Raw genomic sequence first — 18,559 nt, 5'->3', positions numbered from 1 at the left:
GAGTGTGCAATGAAACGAAACACAAAAATCTATTCACCCTTCAAGGGATACACCCTTGAGGACTGCGATTGCAGATACTGTCTTTACTACGGCGGCAAACGCAGGCGGAGGGTTCTCTGCCTTGCCGATGTGTGCGTCTGCAAAAGCGAAATTGAGGAAGCACGCCGCCGGGAAAGGAAAAGACGATGAACCAAGACGAATTACAAAACACCGTCCTGTGCGGCGATGCGCTGGAGATGCTGAAAAGGCTTCCTGACGAGTACGTACAGATGTGCGTCACCAGCCCTCCCTACTACGGGCTTCGTGACTACGGTGCCGAGGGACAGATCGGCTGTGAACAAACGCCGCTTGAATATATAGACCGCCTGACCGAAATCTTCCGTGAGGTGCGCCGTGTGCTGAAAAGCAACGGGACACTTTGGCTGAACATTGCCGACAGCTACGCCGGAAGCGGCAAGGGCGTTTGGAGCAAAAGCCTTGCCGAACGCCCCAAAAGCAAACAGACCTACCACAGCCTCAATACCGATGAGAACGCCGCACTCCCAAAGAAATGGGACGGCATTAAGGAAAAGGATATGATCGGCATCCCATGGCAGCTTGCCTTTGCACTTCGTGCGGACGGCTGGTATCTGCGGAGCGATATTATCTGGCAGAAGCCTAACTGCCTGCCGGAGGCTGTGAAAGACAGGCCGACCAAATCCTATGAGCATATCTTCCTGCTCTCCAAATCGCCCCACTACTACTACGATACTGCGGCGATCTCCGAGCCGGTCGCACCGGTCACGGTGGAGCGCAACAAGCGGGCGGTCAGCGATAGGACGAAATACGCAAAGGGTGTCGGCGGCGCAAAGCCGCAGGCGCTCTTTCTGCCCCGTTCCCACAGCGATATGCCAACAAAGCGCAACAAGCGGGATGTGTGGAGCGTCAGCACCAATTCCCACAGGGGTTACGGACACTTCGCCATGTACCCCGAACGGCTGATCGAGCCGTGCATTTTGGCAGGCTCGCCGGAGCAGGGGCTTGTCCTTGACCCGTTCTTCGGCAGCGGCACGACGGGAGCCGTGTGCAAGCGTCTCTCCCGCCGCTATCTCGGCATCGAGCTGAACCCCGAATACTGCGAGACAGCAAAAACAAGAATCCAACAGACGAAGGAGGAACTGTATCTTGGAAGTAAAAATCAACCGTGAAATACGCAACTACACGGAAGCGATGTTCTTTGGACTGTCCCTCAGACAGTTCATTTTTTCTGTCCTTGCCTGCGGCGTTGCGGTGGGCGTGTATTTCCTGCTCAAGCCCCATTTCGGCACGGAAACGGTATCGTGGATGTGCATTTTAGCCGCCGCACCCTTTGCGGCGCTGGGTTTTATTAAGTACAACGGAATGACCGCAGAGAAGTTTGTGTGGGCGTGGATCAAATCGGAGTTTCTGCTGCCGAAGAAGCTCGTATTCCGCTCCACCAACACCTATTTTGAGCTGATGAGGCCCGGTATGGAACTCAAAAAGAAGGAGGTATTGAAAGCCAATGATTAAAACACTGAGTATCCTGCTCAAGCAGGACAAGGAACGCTTCGTCGTACCCAAGGGCGTACAGGATGTCATTCCCGTCAAAGCGATTTACGATGATGGCATCTTTCAGGTGGGCAGGGACAAGTTCACCAGATCCTTCAAGTTCACCGACATCAACTATGCCGTCGCCAGCCGTGAGGACAAGGAGGCGATGTTCCTCGAATACTCCGAGCTGCTGAATTCCTTTGACAGCGGGGCGACCACCAAGATCACCATCAACAACCGCCGCCTGAACCGGCTGGACTTTGAGAAGACCATCCTTATGCCCCTCAAGGGCGACGCCCTCGACGAGTACCGGGAGGAATACAACAAAATGCTCCTTGAGAGAGCGACGGGCGCAAACGCCTACACACAGGAGAAGTATATCACCATCTCCGTAAACAAGAAGAATGTGGAGGAAGCAAGAAGCTATTTTGCCCGTGTGGGCGCAGACCTGATCGCCCACTTCGGCAGGCTTGGCAGCAAGTGCGTGGAGATGGAAACCGACGAACGCCTCCGCATTTTCCATGACTTCTACCGTGCGGGCGAGGAAACCAGCTTCCGCTTTGATATGAAGGAAACCCGCAAAAAGGGACACGACTTCAAGGACTTCATCTGCCCCGACTCGATGGAGTTTGAAAAGGACTATTTCAAGATCGGGGAACGCTACGGCAGGGTGCTGTTCCTGCGTGAGTATGCGTCGTATATCAAGGACGCTATGGTGGCGGAGCTGACCGACCTCAACCGCAACCTGATGCTGTCTATTGATGTAGTTCCCGTCCCCACCGACGAAGCCGTCCGGGAAGCGGAAAACCGTTTGCTGGGCGTGGAAACCAATGTGACCAACTGGCAGCGCAGGCAGAACTCCAACAACAACTTCTCCGCACAGGTTCCCTATGACCTTGAACAGCAGCGCAAGGAAATGAAGGAATTTCTCGATGACCTGACCACCCGTGACCAGCGTATGATGTTCGCCGTCCTTACGATGGTACACACGGCGGACAGCAAGGAGCAGCTCGACAGCGACACCGAAGCCCTGCTGACCACCGCAAGAAAGCACCTTTGCCAGTTCGGGGTGCTGAAGTTCCAGCAGCTTGACGGACTGAATACGGTGATGCCCTTCGGTACTCGGAAGATCGACACCTTCCGCACCCTCACCACCGAGAGCCTTGCGGTGTTTATCCCATTCCGGGTGCAGGACATCTACCACGAGAACGGCATTTACTATGGGCAGAATGTCATTTCCAAAAATATGATCATTGCCGACCGCAGGCAGCTTCTCAACGGCAACGAGTTTATCCTCGGCGTGTCGGGCGGCGGCAAGTCCTTTGCCGCAAAGGGCGAGATCATCAATCAGATGCTCTCCGGCAATGCGGATATTATCATCATCGACCCCGAACGGGAGTATTCACAGCTTGTAAAGGCAATGGGCGGCGAGATCATCAACATCTCCGCCACCTCTCCCACCCACATCAATGCGATGGATATGAACCGGGAGTACGGCGACGGCGCAAACCCCGTCATCCTGAAATCCGAGTTCATTATGTCCCTGTGTGAGCAGCTCATCGGCGGCAACAACCTTGGTGCAGTGCAGAAATCCATCATCGACCGCTGCACGGCAAGCGTTTACCGCACCTATCAGCAGAACGACTACAAGGGCGAGGTCCCCACCTTGCAGGACTTCCGGGCGGAGCTGCTCAAACAATCCGAGCCGGAGGCACAGGAGATCGCCCTTGCCATCGAGCTGTTTACCAACGGCTCTTTGAACACCTTTGCCAAGCACACCAATGTGGACACCGACAACCGGCTCATCTGCTACGACATCCTTGACCTCGGCAAGCAGCTTATGCCCATCGGGATGCTGGTGGTATTGGATTCCATCCTCAACCGCATTACACAGAATCGTGCAAAGGGCAAAAATACCTTCATCTTCATTGACGAAATCTATCTCCTGTTCCAGCACGAATACAGTGCCAACTTCCTATTCACGCTTTGGAAGCGAGTGCGCAAGTACGGTGCTTATGCGTCCGGCATTACGCAGAATGTGGACGACCTCTTGCAGAGCCATACGGCGAGAACGATGCTTGCAAACTCCGAGTTCATCATTATGCTCAATCAGGCGTCCACCGACCGCATTGAGCTGGCAAAGCTCCTGAACATCTCGGACACCCAGCTTTCGTATATCACCAATGTGGACGCAGGACACGGACTCATCAAGGTCGGCTCCAGCCTTGTACCATTTGCCAACAAGTTCCCCAAAAACACAAAACTCTACAAGCTGATGACCACCAAATTATCCGACATTGCGAATTGACTAAGCGGGCAACAAAGAAAGGAAATCCAATGAAAAAGACAATTTCAATCATTCTCATTGCGGTGTTTGCTGCCGTCCTCAGCGCAAGCACCTATTTTATTGTCCGTCACAACAAGGAGGCAGACAAGCAGGCAGAATTATATCACAACCTTGCCTCCGTGGTGGAGGCCGCAGCGCAGACGGACGCTGAAACGGAAACCGCCGAGCCGATTCCGTATTCCGAGGAAAAGACGCTGCTGCCGGAGCTTGCCGAGCTGTTCGGACAGAACGGCGATTTGGTGGGCTGGATCAGCATTGCGGATACCAACATCAACTATCCCGTGATGCAGTCTGTAAACGAGCCGAACTTCTACCTGAAGCACGGCTTTGACAAGGAATACTCCGAGTACGGCTGTCCCTATGTGCAGGAGGACTGCGATGTGCTAAAGCCCTCTGACAACCTTGTTATCTACGGGCATCACATGAAAAACGGCTCTATGTTCGCGCATCTCGACAAATTCAAGAGCGAGAGCTTTTGGAGCAAGCATAAGACCATTGCTTTTAACACGCTGACGGACAGGCAGAAGTATGAGATCGTTGCCGTGTTCCGCACGGTGGTCTACACCGACAGCCCCGACGCTTTCAAGTATTACCGCTTCGTGGATGCGGGAAATGCCAACGAGTTTGACAGCTTCATTGCCAAGTGCAAGGAGCTATCCTTCTACGACACCGGCGTGACCGCCGCATACGGTGACAAGCTCATTACCCTGTCCACCTGCGAGTACAGCCGCAACAACAGCCGCCTTGTGGTGGTGGCAAAGCGCATAGTAGAGGGCGGTGATGCGGATGCTGCCCAGACTTACGCCGAAGCAGCGGCAGAGAGCCAACGCCCTGATTAAAAGGCTGTGCGCCAATTATGAGGGCGGCAACTGCCTTGCGCTGGATGACGGCGAGCCTTGCGTCTGTGTGCAGAGCATTTCCTATTCGCTGCTCTGCAAGTATTTCCGCAACGCCGTATTGCCGGCAGAGCCGATGCTGGAGGCTAATATTCTTGGCACACGCTTTGAAAGGTGTGTGTCCTGCGGTGCGCCTATCCTCAAGAAAGGCAACCGCAAGAAATACTGCGGCAGGTGCGCCGTAAGAGCCTACAAAAAGCAGCAGGCAGCGTACGCCCGCAGGAAACGGGCAGAGTCGAAAAATAGGGGCTGAGAAAGCCAGTCACAGCAAGGCTTTTCAGTTCCCGCACTTTGAGGGGCAAGGGGTTGATACCTTTGTCCCTCTTTTTCAATTCAGGGGCGTTTTGGTGCGCCCCGGAAAGGAGGGAAAATGCCTAAAATCAAAACAAGAGATGTGGTGAAAGGCACGATCAAGAAGATAGACAAGGCGGCGATTGCCGCCGACCGTATGCGCTCCGCCTATGTGCAGACCAAGGAGAAGGTGGAACACGCCGCCCATCCCGAAGAACACAGCGCAGAGGAATACGCCTCCGACCGCATCGAGGGCGGCGTAGACCGCATAACCCACGAAGCGGTGCATCAGTTCGATAAGCAGGGACGCAAGGGGCTGGCGGAAACCAAGCGGAATGTATCCAAGGCAAAGGACGGCATCAGGCAGTTCAAAGAAAAGCGGGCGGCGGAATCGCTGAAAAGGCAGTCTGTCCGTGCTTCCGGTAATAAGACCATTAAGACGGTGGAGCAAACGGAAAAGACCGTCAAGCAATCCGCCCGTTCTGCCGGGAAGAAAACCGTCAAGACAGTAGGCAAAGGCACGACGAAAGCGGCGCAGAAATCGGTCAAGACCACAAAGACCGCCATTAAAACCACCCGGCAGGCGGCAAAGACGGCGCAGAAAACCGCACAGGCGACGGTTAAGGCTTCACAGAAAGCGGCGCAGGCCGCCAAAGCCGCAGCCAAAGCGACCGCAGCCGGTGTGAAAGCCGCCGTCAAAGCAACCGTTGCGGCGGTCAAGGCGATCATAGCGGCAGCAAAAGCATTGGTAGCGGCCATTGCCGCAGGTGGCTGGGTCGCCGTTGTGGTTATCATTGTCATCTGCCTGATTGCCTTGATTTGCGGTTCTGTGTTTGGGATATTCTTCTCCGGCGAGGATTCCGGTACGGGACAGTCCATGCGGACAGCCGTGCAGGAGATCAACACGGATTACGACAACCAGCTGTTGGAGATACGAAACGGCACTTCCTATGACACACTGGAAATGTCGGGAAGCCGTGCTGTGTGGAAGGAAGTCCTTGCGGTTTACTCGGTCAAGGTCAATACCGATCCCGACGAGCCGATGGAGGTTGCCACGATGGACGACACCAAAAAGCAGCTTCTCAAGGATATATTTTGGGAGATGAACAGCATATCGTCACGGACAGAAAGCAATTCTGAAACGGTCATCACCGAAACCGATGACGGTAACGGAAATATCGTGCAGACCGAAACCACCGAAACGAGAACCACGCTGTATATCACCGTGTCGCATAAGACGGTGGAGGAAATGGCTGACCAATACGGCTTCAATGAAGAACAGCGAGAGTATCTTGCGGAGCTGCTGGAGGACAAGAACAACTCCCTTTGGGCGGCTGTCCTCTACGGCATCCATTACAGCGATGATCAGATCGTGACCGTTGCCTTGTCGCAGGTGGGCAATGTGGGCGGTGAGCCTTACTGGTCTTGGTACGGCTTCGGGAGCCGTGTGGAGTGGTGTGCCTGCTTCGTGAGCTGGTGCGCCAACGAGTGCGGCTATATTGAAACCGGCGTAATTCCGAAATTTGCAGGCTGCGTCAACGGCGTTCAATGGTTCAAAGACCGTGGACAGTGGATCGACGGCTCTGCTGAGCCTGTTTCCGGAATGATTATCTTCTTTGACTGGGACAACAAGGGCAGCTCCGGTCCGCAAGACGGGCAGTCCGACCATGTAGGCATTGTGCAGAAGGTTGAAAACGGCATCGTCTATACCGTGGAGGGTAACTCAGGCGATAGCTGCCGTGTCAATCAGTACAGCGTAGGGCATTATGAGGTGCTTGGGTACGGAGTGCCTCAGTATTAGCCTGCACGGTATTGCGCGAAAAGAGGGAAATGGCTGCCTGCGAGGGCAGCCAATACATACCCTGATGTGAGGAAAATGCGACAATTCGTTAAAACCAACGTCCGTGTGGGCTTGCTTTTATTCGGATATTCGTATATAATGTATCGTGTTGAGTATTATCCATGCGGAGGTGCGGTATGAACGGGATCAAGGGCTATATCTCCATTCGGGAGGCGTCCTACCGTTGGGGCGTGTCAGAGCGGCGGGTCAACCAGTATTGCGCCGAGGGGCGGATCCCCGGCGCATCCCGGTTCGGGCGCTCATGGGCGATCCCGGAAAACGCGGAAAAGCCGTCCGACCCGCGCTTTCAGGGACAGCACCGCGATTCCGGCAGGACAAGCACCTGACGGATACCCCTCTGCATTTTAGCATCCGCAAAAAGGAAGTGAACGCTATGACCTGCGACGAGGTTTTTTACCGCCAATATCTGAGCGGCGATGACGCGGGGCTGGAGGCCCTGATGAAAAAATACGGCGATCCCCTGACCCTGTATATTGACGGCTATCTGCACGACGTTCACGAGGCGGAGGAGCTGATGCTGGACGTTTTCGCCTATCTGTTCACGAAAAAGCCCCGCATCCGGGACGGCGGCTTCAAGGCGTATCTCTATAAGGCGGCGAGGCACATGGCGCTGCGCCATAAGAGCAAGCGAAAGCCCCTGTTCAGCCTCGACGCGCTTGCAGACGAGCCGGACGGACGGCTGCTGGCGGAGGAGGTCATCCGGACGGAGGAGCGAAACCGCATTCTGCATTTCTGCATGGATGAGATGAACCCGGACTATCGGGAGGTTTTATATCTCACCTATTTTGAGGATATGAGCTACGCGCAGGCGGCGGAGGTTACGGGAAAAACGGTAAAACAGATCACCAACATGGTGTATCGCGGAAAAGAGAGCCTGCGAAGGCTGCTGGAACGGGAGGGAATCACAAATGCGGAGTCATGAGGAGCGCGTTGCGGAGACGAAGCGGCGCATCGCCAAAATGGAACGAGAAAAACAGCGGCGGCGCAATACGATCACCATGGCTTCCGCAGTGGCGGCGTGCCTTGTACTGCTCATCGGCGCGTCCCTCGCCATGCCCGGCATTGCTGCGCGGATACAGACAGGCGATTATTCCGGCTTTGAAACGGCGGCCAGCATCTTTCACGGCGGCGCGGCCTTGGGATACATCGTCATCGGACTTTTGGCGTTTTTACTCGGCGTGTGCGTGACCGTTCTGTGCTTCCGGCTGCGGCAGATGAACCGCGAGGACACGCAGGACGGAGAAAGCGAGGATGCGCATGGAGCTGATTGAGAACCTGCTGCAACTGCTGACCACGTTCGTGGGCGCACTGCTCTCGGGTATCTCCTACCGAAAAAGTGGGCGGCAGACGTATTTTCTGCTGCTGTGCTTCTACGGCTGCTTTGCCCTCGGTGCGCTCTACTGGACGCTGTATCTGCTGCTGTTCGATACAACACCCCGGGTCTTTTATGTGTCGGAGTTCGGCTGGGTGGCCAGCGTAATTTTCCTGCGCATTTTGCAGGCCACGCTCGCCAGTCAGGACGAGCGCAGCTTCCGCTGCCGCAGGGCATGGCTCGCGCCTGCGTTCGGCGTGCCGCTGCTGGCGTTCTACTGCACCTTTGGGGACATTCTCTCCAACCTGATCTGGTGCGGCATGATGATATGGCTCTCCTTCTGCGCCATTCGGGGGCTGGTCTACGCCAACGGACAGACGGGCACGGCGCGGAATATGCGGTACTTCCATATCGGCGTGCTGTGCTTTGCGTTCGCGGAGTATCTGCTCTGGACGGTGGGCTGTTTCTGGCCGGATACCTCACCGGCAAGTCCCACCTTCTGGTGCGATATGCTGCTGACCCTTGCGATTCTGGGGCTGCTGCCCGCCACGAGAAAGGCGGTGGGCGCATGACCTACATCGAAAACATCTTTCTGTGCATGGTGTCTCCGCTGCTGGTGGCCGCTTTGTGCATGGGCAGACGGCAGCTCCGCTTCTTCCTGTTCTGCATTGCCGGAATGGGGGTGTGCCTGCTTTCGGCCTATATCAACACCTTCCTCGCGGCGGTATGCCGGGCGGACGCCCTTGCCGCCACGGCGGAGATCGCGCCGGTGGTGGAGGAAATGATGAAGCTGCTGCCGCTGGTATTCTATCTTCTGGTATTCGAGCCGGAGGAGGATAAAATCAAGACTGCCGCAATAACAGTCGCCCTCGCCTTCGCCACCTTTGAAAACGTCTGCTATCTCATCCAGAACGGCGCGGACCGCTTCTCCTTCATCTTCTTCCGCGGCTTCGGCACGGGAGCGATGCACGTGCTTTGTGGTCTGATCGTGGGCGGTGGGCTTGCATACACGTGGCAGCGGACGTGGCTGAAGATTGCCGGCACCTGCGGCCTCTTGGGCGCGGCCATCACCCTCCACGCCATCTATAATCTGCTCATCGCCCACGGCGGCGCGGTGCAGTATGTGGCCTACGCCCTGCCGGTGCTGCTGGTGGCGGCGGGAAGATGGTCCGCTTTCCGCCTCGGGCAGAGGAAATAACCGAATAATCACTCCTTGAGAGCTGCTTTTTGGCGGCTCTCAAATTTTTTGAAAAATTTTGCGTTTTGGGTGAGAGTTTTTTCGATTTTTTGTACCTATATAAGTGAAGGGGTTTTTAAGCCGCATTTCAAAAAATCCAGAGAGGAGGTTCAAACGAAATGTACGATACCGCAAGACGGGTCGCACTCGTCAAGCAGCGGGTGCGGGAAAACACCCGCCGGAGGCAGCGGCGCGGCATATATGGACTGAGCGCTATGTGTATGCTGCTGTTCGCGGTGCTGATGCAGGCGGTGGGCACGGTCGCCGGGCCGGGGCAACCGGAAGCATGGGGCGTGTTCGGCGCGATGCTGCTGCGGGAGGACGCGGGCGGCTATGTGCTGGTAGCCGTCATCTCCTTTGCCGCGGCGGTGGCGATCACCGCGCTGTGTTTCCGGCTCAGAATCAGAGAAAACCGGAAAAAAGGCGGGGCGGACAAACCGAACCGACACGAACAGGAGGAGAAAAGCCAATGAAGAAACGAATACTTAGCATCCTGCTGCTGTGCTGCATGGTGCTGACGCTGCTGCCGACAACAGTATTGGCAGCGGACGGGCCGATGGATACCATACCAAAGTACGACGTGAGCATTGACGTGTACAACCGGACATCGGACATATCCATTAAGGACAGTAGGAGCTACTACATCTACTCGTCCGTGCCCGACAAGCTCAGGGACACATGGGCATGGGATAAGAAGATCTTCATCCAGGGAGACAAAGCCGCGCCGCACGTATTTATTGACGGCGTAAATATTAAGATGAGTCCCAGCTCCAAGGGGCCGGCCATCGAGCTGAACAAAAAGGCTTCGGCTTATCTCTATTTCATCGGCAAGGACAGCACCCTGCAAGGCGCTGACGGCCGCGCGGCGATCCAGAAAAACCGCAGCGAGGGGCAGCTTTATGTGCTGGCGCGCACCGGCACCACGGTGACCTGCAAGGGCGGCTACAGAGCGGCGGGCATCGGCGGGAGCTGGGCGATCCGCAATATCGGGGACTCTATGTTTAACATGGATATGTACGGCCACGGCGTCAATATGCACTTTGGCTCTCAGAGCAATCCCGACTACTGGGGCGGCACCATCAATGCCACCGGCGGCGAGTACGGCGCGGGCATAGGAGCCGGCAGCTGGGGACACTCTGGACACTCTAGAAACACCATCCATGGAGGCGCCGGAGAGCGGCTGTACTTCTACTCCGGCACGGTAAACGCCAGCGGCGGCAGGCTTGCAGCCGGAATCGGCGGAGGCTTTAGGGGGCGCGGCAGCCATATCTATATCTATGGCGGCAATATCGACGCGCAAGGCGGGGATACCGGCGCGGGCATCGGCGGCGGCAGCTGGACGACGAAACAGGACATGGACGGAATCAACGCGGCGAGCGATATCGTCATCTCCGGCGGACGGGTAAGCGCCCGCGGCCAATACAACTGCGCGGGTATCGGCGGAGGCCAGTATGTCCCCGCCCGGAACATCACCATCACCGGCGGCCATGTGTCGGCGACAGGACACTACGGCGCGGCGATCGGCGGCGGCCGCTGGTGCCACGGAAAGAACATCACCATCACCGACGCGACTCTGAACCTGTCGACCAATTACCGCAGCAACGGCTCGGACGCGGCGGCTGTCGGCTACGGCGACATTGTTTACAAACCGGAGCAGCTCGTGGCGGATCCGTCAATCGCGACGAACGATCAAATCAGGATCGGCTCATACAAGGGAAAGCTGGTGAAGCTGAAGCTGGAGGCGCGCGCCCTCAGCCGTGATGACGAATATTCTTACTTCTGGAACCTTTATGAGACCCTGATCCCTGATGAGAATGGGCTCATCGACATGCAGCTGCTGACACTTCCGTATGTACAGAACTACGGCTGGGCGATCAACGTGCTGGAAATGACAGTGATCGACGACCCCTGCAACGGAAATCACGACTTCGGCTGGGTAAACCGGCAGTCATGCCACGTCTGGGCGTGCAGGAATAAGGATTGTCAGGCGCGCGACCCGGCGGCGGAGATGTCCAAACAAAACGGAAAGCACATCCCCGGAGACTGGGGCATTCAGGAGAAGCACTGTGCCGTGTGCGATCATTTGCTGGAAAAGGACACGGCGGCGCCGGTGCTGGAGGTTTTGAATGACGGCGAGAGCTACACCGTCGAGGATGTCATCGTTGGAAGACCGGGCGCGTACTCCTTCACCGTGAGCGATCCGGCGAAGAGCGGCGAAGCGTCCTCCGGCGTCAAGTCCGTGACCATCAACGGTGTGGAGCAGAAGGCCGACTCCACCTATTATTCTCTTCCCGCACCCGACGGCGGCAACAATGACGCGGGAGCGGAATATACCGTCGTTGCGACGGACAATGCGGGCAACGCCTCCACGGCAACCGTGAAGATCTACCGGCGGCATCGAGTGAGAGTCGTAAGCCCGGATGAGCAGACGACATACGCCGAGGCAGAGCTGGCGCACAACGAGTATCTGGTGCTCACGATGAAGATGCCGGATGGTGCGGCGGTAAGAATGACCGACAAGGCAGATCATTCGGAAATTCCATATGACAAAGAAATGGGACGCTTCACGGTAGGGCTGATCGACAGAAGCCGGACGCTCGTGCTGGAGTATAACACGGAGTATCCGAAGGCCGAGCTTATTCTGGGGCGGAGTCAGTACTTCTTTGGATACAACGCGGATACAGCCGAACCGCACTATCTTGCGGATGTAAGCAAGAAAACGGATAAGAACGTCTATTCGGTGGCTGTACAGATCAACGCGGATGTAATACCCAGCCACTACTTCAGCTCACCGGTATGCTACACGCAGGAGGAGCTGGCGGAGCTGGACAAGCAAGGAAAAATCGCATGGGAGAAATATCAGCATCCGGAGCCGGAACCGGGCGTCTGGATCGTCTATATTCCCACAGCCACCATAGACATCGCGGAGTATGACGCAAATGGCAGCTGGTATGTCTATGCAAAAGCCGAAAACCTCAAGGGAACGACCTATGTCTCCACGCCGAAGCTGATCGCCGACGTCGAAAAGCCGAAGGCCATCAATCTTTCTACCGACAAGGAACTGGAGACGGATGGGGAATACTGGGGCGACCTGCGGTTCAGGGTAGAGGACGCGCTGCCCGTCAAGGTGTGGCACGAGAGATACCCGGGCGGGAATATTGAACTTATGACGCCGGATGAAGACGGCTGTTATACGATCCCGGCAGATTATGACGTAAGCCTCCATCACGACATTTGCATTGAGGACGCCTGCGGGAACAAAACCTACTACAATGACATCGATATTTTGTGGAACTATCTGGAGGTTGTTCGGGAGAAGGACTATTGGGATGTGCAGCCTGCGCAGCCGATTCGTATTTCCAGGGAACAGGATCTGCAAGAGGAGCTCTCCAAGGTCAACATCGGGATTTTTGCATCTGACGTCACCGGTTTTATCCCTGTCGATGTTTCGTGGGAGATCCCGGAGGACTATGATCCGCAGTCCCCGCGGGAGCAGACCTTTACCGTCCTCGGCACGGTGATTCTGGAAGGCACCGGAGCACGCTGCGTCTCGGGGCTTGATGTTATCACGCGTCCGGGAGAGGAATGGAAGAAGAATTTCTCGATCAGCGTGACAGTGGAAGGCGCGCCGCGCTACAAGGTGACGACAGAGGATAGCGCAAACGGCAGCGTCACGGTGGTGAATGCCACAGAAACCGCCGAGAACGGCACGCCGCTGTTCTATAAGGACGAGCTTGTCATGCTCTCCATTGCACCAGACGAGGGCTATATGCTAAGCACGCTGTCCGTCAACGGCACCGCTGCCGCCGTTGCGGTTGGGGAGGATGCCTATACCTTCGCCCAGCCGGAGGAAAACGTCACCATAACCGCAACGTTTGAAAAGCGCAACGAGCATACCGTCATGTTTGACGCGAACGGCGGCTCCGAGCCTGAGGATCTGCCCGAGGAGGTCACCACCGCAATGCCCGCCAAGAAGGTATTGCACGGCAGCGAGTATTCTCTGCCGGAGTGCGAGTTTATTGCGCCCGAAGGAAAGCAGTTCAAGGCATGGGAGATCGGCGGCACGGAGTATCCGGTGAACGCCCCTGTGACCGTCACCGCTGATATCACAGTCAAGGCGATGTGGAAGGACGCGCCTCCCGCCCCTGCCGAGTATACCGTCAGATTCAATGCCAACGGTGGCGGCGGCACAATGGCAGATGTCACCGGCGTTTCCGGCAGCTACACCCTGCCCTCCTGCGGTTTTACTGAACCGGAAGGCAAGCAATTCAAGGGCTGGTCAACCAGTGCCGACGGTTCGGTTATTTCCGGCACGACCTATGAAGTAAGCTCGGATACTACCTTCTATGCAATCTGGGAGAGTAAAGAGTATTCCATCATCGTAACGGACGGCAAAGCGACAATCGGTGCAGGAAGCGAAATCAGTAAAGCGGCGCAAGGCACAACCATTACTCTGACCGCAAATGCGGCTCCTGACGGTAAGGTGTTTGATAAGTGGGTAGTAGAAAGCGGCAACACTACTCTTGAAGATGCGAACAGTGAAACCACTACTTTCATAATGCCTGACAGTGAAGTCAGCGTGAAAGCGACCTACACAATTCCCCATACCCATACCTACGATCAGGAAATTCAGAAGCCGGAAACCCTCAAGTCGGCTGCCGACTGCACCAACGATGCAGTATATTTCAAGAGCTGCTCCTGCGGAGAGATCAGCACAACAGAAACCTTTACAGCAGCAGGTACACAGCTCGGGCACGCATGGGCAAGCGATTGGAGCAAGGACACAGACAATCATTGGAAAGAATGCTCTCGCTGTCACGAAAAGAAGGACGAGGCGGCTCACGATTACGGCAGCGATAACATCTGCGACACCTGCGGATATGACAAGACCGTACCGCATACGCACAATCTGACCCTCGTTCCCGCAAAGGCTCCTACTTGCACGGAGAAAGGCAACACAGCATATTACACCTGCGACGGCTGTGACAAGTGGTTTGAGGATGCAACCGGTGCATCCGAAATTACCGACAAGACAAGCGTAATCCTTGCGGCAACAGGTCATAGCGCTTCCGACTGGAAGTCCGATAATACCGATCACTGGAAAGAGTGCACCGTTGTCGGCTGCGGCGTGATCATCGAGGGCAGCAAGGCGGCGCATACCGCCGGTGAATGGATTATCGACACTCCGGCAACAGCTACCACAAGCGGCTCAAAGCATAAGGAATGCACCGTCTGCGGTTATACGATGGCAACCGAAACCATCCCGGCAACCGGCGGCGGTGAGCATACTCACAGCTACGGCAGCGAGTGGAAGAACGATGCCGACAACCACTGGCATGAGTGCTCCTGCGGCGATAAGAAAGATACAGCAGCGCATACCGCCGGCGAATGGATCATCGACACCCCGGCAACTGCTACAACCGACGGCTCAAAGCATAAGGAATGCACCGTCTGCGGCTATACGATGGCAACCGAAACCATCCCGGCAACCGGCGGCGGTGAGCATACTCACAGCTACGGCAGTGAGTGGAAGAACGATGCCGACAACCACTGGCATGAGTGCTCTTGCGGAGATAAGAAAGATACAGCAGCGCATACCGCCGGCGAATGGATCATCGACACCCCGGCAACTGCTACAACCGACGGCTCAAAGCATAAGGAATGCACCGTCTGCGGTTATACGATGGCAACCGAAACTATCCCGGCAACCGGCGGCGGTGAGCATACTCACAGCTACGGCAGCGAGTGGAAGAACGATGCCGACAACCACTGGCATGAGTGCTCCTGCGGTGATAAGAAAGATACAGCAGCGCATACCGCCGGCGAATGGATCATCGACACCCCAGCAACTGCTACAACCGACGGCTCAAAGCATAAGGAATGCACCGTCTGCGGTTATACGATGACAATCGAAACTATCCCGGCAACCGGCGGCGGCGAGCATACTCACAGCTACGGCTCCGACTGGAAGAACGATGCTACGAACCACTGGCATGAGTGCTCTTGCGGAGATAAGGCCGATAAGGCGGCACACGACTTCAAGTGGGTTGTTGACAAGGAAGCGACCGCAACGCAAAAGGGCTCCAAGCATGAGGAGTGCAGGGTTTGCGGCTACAAGAAGGCGGCAGTTGAGATTCCGGCTACCGGAACACCGACTGAGCCGGGCAAGCCGACCGATTCGGATTCTCCGCAGACCGGTGACAACAGCAATATGATCCTCTGGATCGCACTGCTGTTTGTCAGCGGCGGCGTAGTGATCGGCATCACCGTTTACAGCAAAAAGAAGAAAGAAAACGCTGAATAAATCAGCTGCGAACCTTTGAGCAAAGGGCGGTGACGGACATTGCCGTCATCGCCCTTTCGCTTGGACTGGAGAAGAACCACATGATGCAGGATTATCAATCGAACCGCCCCGTCAGGCAACAACCGCCGGGACGATTCCCGAACGAGTCAGATCGAACGGTAGAGAGAATCAGAAAAAGGAAGAAAAAACAGACGCAGCGCCGTATGGTGCTTTGCGGTGCGATCGCCGCACTGGCGGTAATCATCGTTGGCATTATACTGCTGGCAAAAGGCTGCTCCGGCGGCACGGACGCACTTGCAGGCACATGGGAGTTCGACGGAACGACCACCTATTCCTTTGACGGCAGCGGAAGCGGCGCAATGGAGCTGCCCTCCATATCCTACGATTTCACCTATACCATCGACGGCAACAAGCTCATGATCGATTACGCCAACGAGTCGGTGTGGGATTCCGAATATGAATTTACCGTTGACGGAAATACCCTTACCTTGATCGGTGGCGAGGGCACGGTCGGCGGGACATACGAGCTGAAAAGAAGCTCAAAGAAATAAGGGCTTCCGCAAAAAACAACAGGAGTGACGCTATGGCAGAATCCAAGAGCAGACTGTTATACATATTGAAATACCTTTGGCAAAACACGGATGCCGAGCATTATGCAACAACGGCGGACATCCTCGCTTTTCTGAAGGGCAACGGCATTTCCTGCGACAGAAAAACAATACCGGGCGATATTGCGAAGCTCTGTGATATTGGCATTGATATTGAAGAAGAAAGAAGCCGTGAGAACCGCTATTCCCTGAGTAGTCATTTATTTACTCTGCCGGAGTTGAAACTGCTGATTGATGCGGTGGAATCGTCCAAATTCATCACGGTAAAGAAAAGCGCGGAGCTGATCGAAAAGCTGTCGCAGATGACCAGCATCCATCAGGCGGCGGAGCTGAAAAGCAATCTGTATGTTTCCGAGAGAGTAAAACCGCTGAACGAGCAGATTTACTATTTGGTAGATAATATCAATACGGCAATCAACCGTGGGAAGCAGATTTCGTTCCGGTACTTTCACTACGACCAACATCGAAAAGAAGTCCCCAATAACGATGGAAAGCGATATTTCTTCTCCCCCTACTGTTTGGTATGGAACGAGGATCATTACTATGCCATCGGTTACAGCGAAAAGCACCGAAAGCTCGGCACCTTCCGGGTGGATCGGATGAAGGAGGTGGAAATCCTTTCCGCCGACGCCGCAGCGAAGCCCGCCGATTTCAACCTGCCGGAATTTACCCGCCGTGTGTTCGATATGTACGACGGTGAAACCAAAAAGGTTATGCTGGTCTGCAAAAACGATCTGATGAATTATATCGTAGACCGCTTCGGTGATGAGGTAGATACCGTTCCGGGTGACTGCGGACACTTTAGGGCTGTGGCGGAGGTTTCCGTCAGTCAGACTTTTTTCGCATGGGTGTTTCAGTTCAACGGAGATATACGGATCACAGCTCCCGAAGAGGTTGTTTTGCAGTATGGGGAAATGCTCAAAAATGCTTTGCAGACATAGGCTGTGCCGCTGTTCGGAAAATGAGATGGGTGCAAAAACGCCCATCTCGTTTTGACTTTGCCGAAACCCCTTGTATTCGTAAAAAGTTCAGGATATAATATGCTTACGGCGTTCGCAAAAAAGCGAACCGAGAAAGGAGCCGCCATATGAACAGAGCAAAGACCTTCGGGGACTTTCTGATCGCAAAGCGTATGGAACGGGAAATGTCCGCACGGCAGCTTGCCATCAAACTGGACTTCTCCGCCGTGTATATCTGCGACATCGAAAAAAACCGCAGACCCGTTCCCGATGAGATTCTGGAAAAGCTCCCCCTGCTTCTGCACCTGAATGAAGCCGAAACGGAGGAAATGTACGACCTTGCCGCAAGATCGCGGCATACGGTGAGCGCGGACCTGCCCGAATACATCATGGAAAAGGACATCGTCCGTGCCGCCCTCAGAACAGCCAAAAAGCATAATGTAACGGATAAGCAATGGGAAGATTTCATCCGCCGCATTACAAAAGAGTCCGACTAAGCCTTCGGACGGAAAGGAACACGCCGATGGCAACACTTTACTACCGCCCGCAGGCACTGGAAACCATTGCCCGCCACACGCTGCTGCAATATGACGCAGGATATCTCAGCGGCAGACCCCAGGCCGTGCCGATTGAAACCATCATCGAAAAGACCTTCGGACTGCGTATTGAATACCAGTACCTTACCAACGACGCCCGTGAGCTGGGCAGAATGATCTACGACAGCGGCGTTACCACCTACTACGACCGGGACAGAGGCGACTATGCCCTAATGCGCGTGGAGGGCGGCACCATGCTGATCGAAGCGTCGCTTCTCGAGGATGAGCGCTGCTACGGCCGCCTGCGCTTTACGCTAGCCCATGAGCTGGCACACTACATCCTTCACAAGCGCATCTTCAGCGGGACAGGCGTCGCCGCCGCTTTGTATAACCACGATACCGACGAGGACGCTACGGAATGGCAGGCAAACTACCTTGCCAAAGCTCTCCTGATGCCCAACGGACAGGTCAAACGCCGCTTTTACGCACTCCGTCCCATGTGCCGGTCGAAGCATGAGTTCGTCTGCAAAATGGCTGAAACCTTTGAGGTGTCCAAGCAGGCAATGGAAATACGCCTGAAGGAATTTGCCCTGATATGAAAATCCTGCGGGATTTTTTTACCCTTAATATTCGCAATATTGCGAATATTATACAGAA

Annotated in this window: 18 protein-coding genes; all 18 read left to right on the top strand. The window is 55.4% G+C overall.

The window, feature by feature from the left end; genetic code table 11:
* Window positions 1-9: 9 nt before the first annotated feature.
* The 18 genes from ACI0CA_RS02650 (at window position 10) to ACI0CA_RS02565 (ending at window position 18,501) form a co-directional block, all read left to right on the top strand.
* Window positions 10-189 carry a hypothetical protein gene (locus tag ACI0CA_RS02650; RefSeq protein WP_118556735.1) on the top strand — a complete coding sequence of 60 codons (180 nt, stop codon included), beginning with the start codon at window positions 10-12 and terminating at the stop codon, window positions 187-189.
* On the top strand, window positions 186-1,187 hold the full coding sequence (locus ACI0CA_RS02645; protein ID WP_257275123.1) for a DNA-methyltransferase: 1,002 nt from the start codon (window positions 186-188) through the stop codon (window positions 1,185-1,187). Before ACI0CA_RS02650 ends, ACI0CA_RS02645 begins: the two co-directional genes overlap by 4 nt.
* Window positions 1,165-1,530: a PrgI family protein gene (locus ACI0CA_RS02640; protein WP_413068118.1), complete on the top strand. Its 366-nt coding sequence runs from the start codon at window positions 1,165-1,167 to the stop codon at window positions 1,528-1,530. The genes ACI0CA_RS02645 and ACI0CA_RS02640 overlap by 23 nt, the downstream gene beginning before the upstream one ends.
* Window positions 1,523-3,859 (top strand): VirB4-like conjugal transfer ATPase, CD1110 family, encoded by a 2,337-nt coding sequence (locus ACI0CA_RS02635; protein ID WP_446807035.1) that lies wholly within the window; start codon window positions 1,523-1,525, stop codon window positions 3,857-3,859. The genes ACI0CA_RS02640 and ACI0CA_RS02635 overlap by 8 nt, the downstream gene beginning before the upstream one ends.
* A gap of 29 nt (window positions 3,860-3,888) precedes the next feature.
* Window positions 3,889-4,737 (top strand): class B sortase, encoded by an 849-nt coding sequence (locus ACI0CA_RS02630; RefSeq protein WP_446807034.1) that lies wholly within the window; start codon window positions 3,889-3,891, stop codon window positions 4,735-4,737.
* Window positions 4,685-5,047 (top strand): cysteine-rich VLP domain-containing protein, encoded by a 363-nt coding sequence (locus ACI0CA_RS02625; RefSeq protein WP_257275116.1) that lies wholly within the window; start codon window positions 4,685-4,687, stop codon window positions 5,045-5,047. The genes ACI0CA_RS02630 and ACI0CA_RS02625 overlap by 53 nt, the downstream gene beginning before the upstream one ends.
* A gap of 117 nt (window positions 5,048-5,164) precedes the next feature.
* Window positions 5,165-6,886: a CHAP domain-containing protein gene (locus ACI0CA_RS02620; protein WP_413068114.1), complete on the top strand. Its 1,722-nt coding sequence runs from the start codon at window positions 5,165-5,167 to the stop codon at window positions 6,884-6,886.
* A gap of 176 nt (window positions 6,887-7,062) precedes the next feature.
* Window positions 7,063-7,272, top strand: a complete 210-nt coding sequence (locus ACI0CA_RS02615; RefSeq protein WP_158707401.1) for a helix-turn-helix domain-containing protein — start codon at window positions 7,063-7,065, stop codon at window positions 7,270-7,272.
* Window positions 7,273-7,319: 47 nt separating this feature from the next.
* Complete coding sequence (locus tag ACI0CA_RS02610; protein WP_320101829.1) at window positions 7,320-7,868, top strand: RNA polymerase sigma factor; 549 nt, start codon at window positions 7,320-7,322, stop codon at window positions 7,866-7,868.
* A complete protein-coding gene (locus ACI0CA_RS02605) occupies window positions 7,855-8,217 on the top strand; it encodes a DUF4179 domain-containing protein (protein ID WP_257275108.1) in 363 nt (120 codons plus the stop codon). The genes ACI0CA_RS02610 and ACI0CA_RS02605 overlap by 14 nt, the downstream gene beginning before the upstream one ends.
* Entirely contained in the window at window positions 8,204-8,830 is a 627-nt protein-coding gene (locus tag ACI0CA_RS02600; protein ID WP_446807033.1) for a histidine kinase, read from the top strand. Before ACI0CA_RS02605 ends, ACI0CA_RS02600 begins: the two co-directional genes overlap by 14 nt.
* Window positions 8,827-9,456: a PrsW family glutamic-type intramembrane protease gene (locus tag ACI0CA_RS02595; protein ID WP_446807032.1), complete on the top strand. Its 630-nt coding sequence runs from the start codon at window positions 8,827-8,829 to the stop codon at window positions 9,454-9,456. The genes ACI0CA_RS02600 and ACI0CA_RS02595 overlap by 4 nt, the downstream gene beginning before the upstream one ends.
* A gap of 158 nt (window positions 9,457-9,614) precedes the next feature.
* Window positions 9,615-9,968, top strand: coding sequence for a hypothetical protein (locus ACI0CA_RS02590; protein ID WP_412432729.1), 354 nt, complete (start codon window positions 9,615-9,617; stop codon window positions 9,966-9,968).
* Window positions 9,965-15,799 (top strand): InlB B-repeat-containing protein, encoded by a 5,835-nt coding sequence (locus tag ACI0CA_RS02585; protein WP_446807031.1) that lies wholly within the window; start codon window positions 9,965-9,967, stop codon window positions 15,797-15,799. Before ACI0CA_RS02590 ends, ACI0CA_RS02585 begins: the two co-directional genes overlap by 4 nt.
* Before the next feature lie 29 nt (window positions 15,800-15,828).
* Window positions 15,829-16,350: a DUF5640 domain-containing protein gene (locus ACI0CA_RS02580; protein ID WP_446807030.1), complete on the top strand. Its 522-nt coding sequence runs from the start codon at window positions 15,829-15,831 to the stop codon at window positions 16,348-16,350.
* A gap of 32 nt (window positions 16,351-16,382) precedes the next feature.
* Window positions 16,383-17,348, top strand: coding sequence for a helix-turn-helix transcriptional regulator (locus ACI0CA_RS02575; RefSeq protein ID WP_446807029.1), 966 nt, complete (start codon window positions 16,383-16,385; stop codon window positions 17,346-17,348).
* A gap of 146 nt (window positions 17,349-17,494) precedes the next feature.
* On the top strand, window positions 17,495-17,863 hold the full coding sequence (locus ACI0CA_RS02570; protein WP_118556724.1) for a helix-turn-helix domain-containing protein: 369 nt from the start codon (window positions 17,495-17,497) through the stop codon (window positions 17,861-17,863).
* 26 nt (window positions 17,864-17,889) lie between these two features.
* Window positions 17,890-18,501 carry an ImmA/IrrE family metallo-endopeptidase gene (locus ACI0CA_RS02565; RefSeq protein ID WP_446807028.1) on the top strand — a complete coding sequence of 204 codons (612 nt, stop codon included), beginning with the start codon at window positions 17,890-17,892 and terminating at the stop codon, window positions 18,499-18,501.
* Window positions 18,502-18,559 lie beyond the last annotated feature (58 nt).

Origin of the sequence: Hominenteromicrobium mulieris (genome assembly GCF_046197855.1) — a bacterium.
Classification (GTDB): Bacteria; Bacillota; Clostridia; order Oscillospirales; family Acutalibacteraceae; genus Hominenteromicrobium; species Hominenteromicrobium mulieris.
Note: the sequence above shows the minus strand (reverse complement) of the source record. Positions and strands in the feature narration are given on the sequence as shown.